This window comes from Pseudomonas agronomica, from assembly GCF_025917275.1.
GTDB lineage: Bacteria > Pseudomonadota > Gammaproteobacteria > Pseudomonadales > Pseudomonadaceae > Aquipseudomonas > Aquipseudomonas agronomica.
Genome location: NZ_JAOSHO010000359.1, coordinates 1 through 5,313, shown reverse-complemented (window position 1 = coordinate 5,313; position 5,313 = coordinate 1). Strand labels below are relative to the sequence as shown.

Genomic DNA, 5,313 nt, shown 5'->3' with positions numbered 1-5,313 from the left:
AAGCGGTTATGTCGCCATCAGGATTCCATCGTCGCCGCCTGGTTGCCACCCTGCTCGGCAATTTTCGACAGCTTCTCGTCAGTGGCTTTTTCTTCCTTGAGGGTCGCCAGCAGCAGGCCGACGACTTCATCGCCCAGGTTCAAATGCTTGGCCATCGCAATCAGCGTGCCGTAGCTGGCGATTTCATAATGCTCGACTTTTTGCGCCGCGCCGATCAGCCCCGCGTCGAGCACCGCGCCTTTATCGATTTCCTCGATCAACTCCTTGGCCTCTTCCACCAGCCCTTCCATGGCGATGCACTTCATGCGCTTGAGCTTGATGCCTGCCACTTCCACCAGGGTGTCGATGCGTTCGATCTGCCCTTGGGTTTCTTCAAGGTGATCATTGAAGGCCTGGGCCAATAACGGGTTGGTGGTGGCCCGGGCCATGCGCGGCAAGGCGCGGGTGATCTGTTTTTCGGCGCTGTAGACATCGGACAGTTCGTGAATGAACAGGTCCGTCACGGTTTTTCTGGCCATCTGAATATCCTCCGGTCAATGAAGGGTGAAGCCGCGCTTCACCTGTTCAAACTGACTCGGAGGTTTTTGCGGATGTTCAAGAAATCTGCCCATGCCTGGACGGAGGGTGGGACGAACGATTCAACCCAGCGCCGTGTCCAGGAACATCATCACCGCGAACCCCATCATCAGCCCCAGGGTCGCCGGCGTTTCGTGACCGTTGCGGTGGGTTTCCGGGATCACCTCGTGGGATACCACGAAGATCATCGCCCCCGCCGCCAGCCCCAGGCTGATGGGGTAAGCCACGGCCACGCCGGAGGACATGCCCAGGCCGATCACCGACCCCAGGGGCTCCATCAGTCCGGAGCCGACCGCAATCAAGGCAGCGCGCAGGGTGCTGATGCCGGTCACCCGCAACGCCATGGCGATGGCGAGGCCTTCGGGGATGTCCTGGATGGCGATGGCGGTAGTCAGGGGCAGGCCGACCTTGAAATCGCCATTGGCAAAACTGACGCCAATGGCCATGCCCTCCGGCAGGTTGTGCAGCGTGATCGCCAGGACAAACAACCAGACCCGGTTGATACGCTTGGCCTCGGGACCGCGCCGGCCACTCAGTTCATGCTCATGGGGCACAAAACGGTCGAGACCGATCATCAGCAGGACGCCCAGCCCCAGGCCGATCACGACCACAAGGGCGGCCAGCAACTGGTTGCCGCAAATGACCTGCGCGGCGTCGATGCCCGGCAGGATCAACGAGAACGAACTCGCCGCCAGCATCATCCCGGCAGCGAACCCCAGCATGATGTCCTGGGTGCGCGACGAGATATCGCGCAACACCACCGCCATCACCGCGCCGAGGGCCGTAGCGGCAAAACCGGACGTACCGCCCAGCACCGCATAGCCCAGGTTCTGGCGGTTGGCCCCCACCAGCGCGTTGTAGCCGCTATAGAGCAGCAGTGCGGCGACCAGCGCCAATCCGAGCCAGAAGATCGATCCCAGCAGCAAATTGTTTTGCACGGGATCGAGCCAGGTACGCCAGGGCGAGCGGATCCGGGAGGTGGGCTGGTCCATCGAATGTCCTTGTTGATTTAACCGCACGGTGCCTGATCGTCACCCGCAACCAAAGGAACGATCAAGCGATATGTTCAGGCGAGGGAGCCTGGCCCCCTCGCCGATACCTCACAGCTTCTCGTTTTGCATCCCCGCGCCCAGGTCCGCGCCTGTCGTGGGGTTGCTTTCCGGGTTGGACATCGTCCGCGCCTTCATGTCCATCAGCAACGCTTCATCCTTCTCGCTCAACTGCACACTGGCCAGGCCATCGCCGCCATCGACCGCCGGCGTCGGGTTCTCGACAAATTCCCAATCGTCGCCCTGGTTCCAGGGACCGCGCACCGAAGGCTCACCCTGGGACATGTTGAAGTACACATTGGTGAACTCCGGCATGCCAGGCAGTTTGCCCTGCGGGAAGTTGGGCTGGATGGCGTGCAGGGCTTTCTCGAACGACAACTGGTGAGCGATCTCACGCGTCATCAAGAAGCCCAGGGCTTCCTTCACGCCGGGGTCGTCGGTGACGTTCATCAATCGCTCATAAACGATTTTCGCCCGGGCCTCCGCGGCGATGTTGGAACGCATGTCCGCGGTCGGTTCGCCAATCGTGTCGATGTAGGCCGCGGTCCATGGAACGCCCGCCGAGTTGGTCAGCGGCGAACCGGCCCCATACAGCACGCTGGTGATGTGGGAGTCATTGCCCGCACCGTTGATCTCGCGGTACAGCTGGCCTTCCTGCTCGACGCCTTCGGCCATCTTGCCCTTGGCGCCTTTGTTCAGCATGACGATGATCGAGCCGATCACCTCCAGGTGACTGAGCTCCTCGGTGGCGATGTCCATCAGCAGGTCCTTGCGGCCCGGATCATCCTCGGACAAGGCCTGGGTGAAATAACGCGATGCGGCCGCCAATTCACCCTGGGCACCGCCAAACTGTTCCAGCAATAGGTTCGCCAGGCCTGGATTGGGCTGGGCGACACGCACGGTATATTGCAATCGCTTGTTATGTACAAACATGATTGAACTCCTCGGTCAGGACGCAGTTCATGGGATCCCTGCCGACGACAGGCCCATGACAGTCAGAAGAAGTTGTCGGGATAAAATTTATTTTTTATTCACGGCACAAGACGAATGGTCGTTGCATTACTGCAAAACAAAACACGCCTTAGTTGTGAAACTTAAATAATTAACGGCCAAGCGAAGCGGGGCATGACATGCCCGACTTTATAGACACTTCCAAACATTTTACGGTACAGGCCTCATGCCAAACGGCATGAGGCCTGCAGACCATCGGGCATTACGAATTACGACCGCCGCCGTGGCTGTTTTCACCGCCTTTCTTACCGGCTTCGGAAGCCTTTTCCCGGTCATTGGCGAAGTTGCCACCGGAGGCCTGGCCACCTTTGCGACCCGCTTCCGAAGCCCGTTCAGGGTCATTGGCAAAATTGCCACCCGAGGCTTGTCCGCCTTTGCGACCGGCCTCTGCGGCGCGTTCCGGATCGTTGGCAAAATTGCCACCCGACACGTGGCCACCCTTACGGCCAGCCTCGGCTGCGCGTTCCGGATCGTTGGCGAAGTTGCCGCCCGACGCTTGGCCGCCTTTCTTGCCGGCTTCAGATGCTTTTTCACGATCGTTAGCGAAATTGCCAGGGTTGTTATTACCTGTATTTGCCATTTCATTCACCTCGTTAGTTGCTATTTGCGAACCCTGTTGGCTCGTACTTATTCGGAAAACCTGACGCGAACAAGGTTTGAAGAAAGTTCTTCAAAGGGCGACGAACGGTAGCAACTCTATTGAGTTACCGCTGCGCTTGCGATGAATTGAAATTCGCTATCACCCAAGCGGTGGTTGATATGTGGGAGCGAGCCTGCTCGCGAAAGCAGTTGAAAGTTAACTGATTGATAAATTGCTTTCGCGAGCAGGCTCGCTCCCACACTTGTCTATGACATACAGTAAAAAACAGTGCGTGTCTTTCCACGCTGTCCGCCAAGGGCCGAGTGGCGCCGGCACCCCACTGCACCGGTCTCGTCACCCCGGCCTCGCGCCGTTCCAGGAAGCCAAAACTCGCGGGCTGCCGGTGTTGTCCTGCACCACCGCACTGACCGGCTTGCGGTGTCCGGGCACCCTGTCGTCGATGCCCGGATAAAGCGAGTATTCAAGGTGAAATCGGGTCGCTGGCGGGGAAGGTTTCCTCCAACGCTTCATCCAGCTGGTTGTTGGTGATGTCCCTTTCGCCGACCTTGCCACTGTTTTCGCAGTGGCAATCCGGCGCCGGGCACGGCTCTCCGTTCGGGTGTTGCTCGGCGCACGCCTGGCTGCAATAGGCCTCGCCGTCATGGTTGAACACCCGCTCGGGATCAACCTCGCAGTGACAGCCGGGGCAGCCACACTTCAATTCGCTCATGATCCTTCTCCTGCATTGCAACTGTCAGGATCCCACCAGCAGTTGGACCTCAAGGTTCGCAGCCGCAACGCCATGCTTCGCCACATACACCTCGTCGGCCCAACCCTTGGTCAGGTTGCGATACGTCTGGGTGCCCAGGGCCGCGCCGCTGTCCCATTCCATGATGTCGCCGATGTCCACGTCATTGGCGGGGCCCAGTTCAAGTACCGTATGACCGTCTTCTTCGGCCACGTACACGCCGACCCTCGCACTCTGTCGATTGATGGCTCTTACCTCACCGGTGATCTGCTTCATACCTGTCCTCTTTGCGTTTGACGGCAGGTTTGGCGCGGCCGCAATGCCAGCGACCGCGCCTTTGCATCAGCGTTTGGCTTCGGTATGCGGGTTGGCCGAGCGCTCGAGAAACGCCTGGGTGATTTCCGGCAGGTGGTCGCGCAGCCAGTCAGCCATGGCGATTTCCTGAGGCAGGATCTGCTCGCAGGCCTTCTGGGTCTCGACATCGCCGGCCGCTTTCGCCGCTGCGATCAGCACCGTGTAGGAAGCAATCTCGAGATTCTCGAAGACGTAGCCACTCATGGCGCCCTTGACCACTTCGTCACTCATCGTCATGCCGCCCACGGCCTGGCCGAACGCCATGAGCTTGCCGGCCATGTCCTTGATCATCGAGGTGCTGCCGCCCAGGCGCTGGATGCACCCTTCGACCAGTTTCTGCTGGCCGAGCGTCTCTTCGATGTGCTGTTCGATCCGAGCCTTGAGCACCGGATAATGCTCCAGGCGCTCGGCCTGGGCCTTGAGCATTTTCTCTGCTTGCTGTTCCATGGCGTGGGCGTCGTTGAGCCAATCCAGCAGGTTCTCTTTAGGGGTTGCCATTGCGTTCTCCTTATCCGTGTTCATTAGCGCAGCGCGGCGCAAGAGCGCTGAAGTACCGCACATAAGGTGGATTTCAGAGGCGCCGGGAAAGTTTGAACAAACACCGCGCGAGGGCGACGAAAGGCGTGGGACGAACCCGGTGCTACCCTCAACGACTCAAGGCCAGCGGAGAGCACCCATGCCCGACGATCTACACCGTGATCCGATCGATCAATTGCAGGCTTATATGACAGGACGCCGTTTCCTGGTGCTCACGGGCGCGGGCATCAGCACCCCGTCGGGCATTCCTGATTATCGGGACAACGACGGCGTGCGACGGGGCCGGCAGCCGATGATGTACCAGGAGTTCCTCGCCCGACCCGAGGCCCGCCGGCGCTACTGGGCGCGGGCGATGCTGGGCTGGCCACGCATGCGCCAGGCCCGCCCGAACCCGGCGCACCAGGCCCTGGCCGAGTTGCAGGAGCAGGACCGCATCAGCGGGCTGATCACGCAGAACG

General features: G+C 60.1%; 9 protein-coding genes. 2 read left to right on the top strand and 7 right to left on the bottom strand.

Features of this window, described 5'->3' with window-relative positions:
• Positions 1 to 17: 17 nt before the first annotated feature.
• From OC610_RS20495 to OC610_RS29775, 4 genes are all read right to left on the bottom strand, one after another.
• The gene (locus OC610_RS20495; RefSeq protein WP_264430270.1) at positions 18 to 518 is read right to left on the bottom strand and encodes a YciE/YciF ferroxidase family protein; all 501 of its coding nucleotides are present in this window, start codon (positions 516 to 518) and stop codon (positions 18 to 20) included.
• A gap of 120 nt (positions 519 to 638) precedes the next feature.
• Positions 639 to 1,568: a ZIP family metal transporter gene (locus tag OC610_RS20490; RefSeq protein ID WP_264430267.1), complete on the bottom strand. Its 930-nt coding sequence runs from the start codon at positions 1,566 to 1,568 to the stop codon at positions 639 to 641.
• A gap of 108 nt (positions 1,569 to 1,676) precedes the next feature.
• Complete coding sequence (locus OC610_RS20485) at positions 1,677 to 2,558, bottom strand: manganese catalase family protein (protein ID WP_264430265.1); 882 nt, start codon at positions 2,556 to 2,558, stop codon at positions 1,677 to 1,679.
• Positions 2,559 to 2,838: 280 nt separating this feature from the next.
• The gene (locus OC610_RS29775) at positions 2,839 to 3,216 is read right to left on the bottom strand and encodes a con-10 family general stress protein (RefSeq protein WP_269808053.1); all 378 of its coding nucleotides are present in this window, start codon (positions 3,214 to 3,216) and stop codon (positions 2,839 to 2,841) included.
• Between the two features lie 292 nt (positions 3,217 to 3,508).
• Between OC610_RS29775 and OC610_RS20470 the strand changes: the two genes are divergently transcribed.
• Positions 3,509 to 3,688, top strand: coding sequence for a hypothetical protein (locus OC610_RS20470; protein WP_264430263.1), 180 nt, complete (start codon positions 3,509 to 3,511; stop codon positions 3,686 to 3,688).
• 9 nt (positions 3,689 to 3,697) lie between these two features.
• On the opposite strand, the gene OC610_RS20465 is transcribed toward OC610_RS20470, so the two are convergent.
• The 3 genes from OC610_RS20465 to OC610_RS20455 all read right to left on the bottom strand — a co-directional run bounded on the left by OC610_RS20465 (position 3,698) and on the right by OC610_RS20455 (position 4,816).
• Entirely contained in the window at positions 3,698 to 3,946 is a 249-nt protein-coding gene (locus tag OC610_RS20465) for a metallothionein (RefSeq protein ID WP_264430260.1), read from the bottom strand.
• 24 nt (positions 3,947 to 3,970) lie between these two features.
• Complete coding sequence (locus tag OC610_RS20460; RefSeq protein WP_264430259.1) at positions 3,971 to 4,240, bottom strand: hypothetical protein; 270 nt, start codon at positions 4,238 to 4,240, stop codon at positions 3,971 to 3,973.
• Positions 4,241 to 4,306: 66 nt separating this feature from the next.
• Positions 4,307 to 4,816, bottom strand: a complete 510-nt coding sequence (locus OC610_RS20455) for a ferritin-like domain-containing protein (RefSeq protein ID WP_264430257.1) — start codon at positions 4,814 to 4,816, stop codon at positions 4,307 to 4,309.
• Positions 4,817 to 4,994: 178 nt separating this feature from the next.
• Between OC610_RS20455 and OC610_RS20450 the strand changes: the two genes are divergently transcribed.
• Positions 4,995 to 5,313: Sir2 family NAD-dependent protein deacetylase (locus tag OC610_RS20450; protein ID WP_332880481.1), on the top strand; the 319-nt coding region annotated here is incomplete at its 3' end.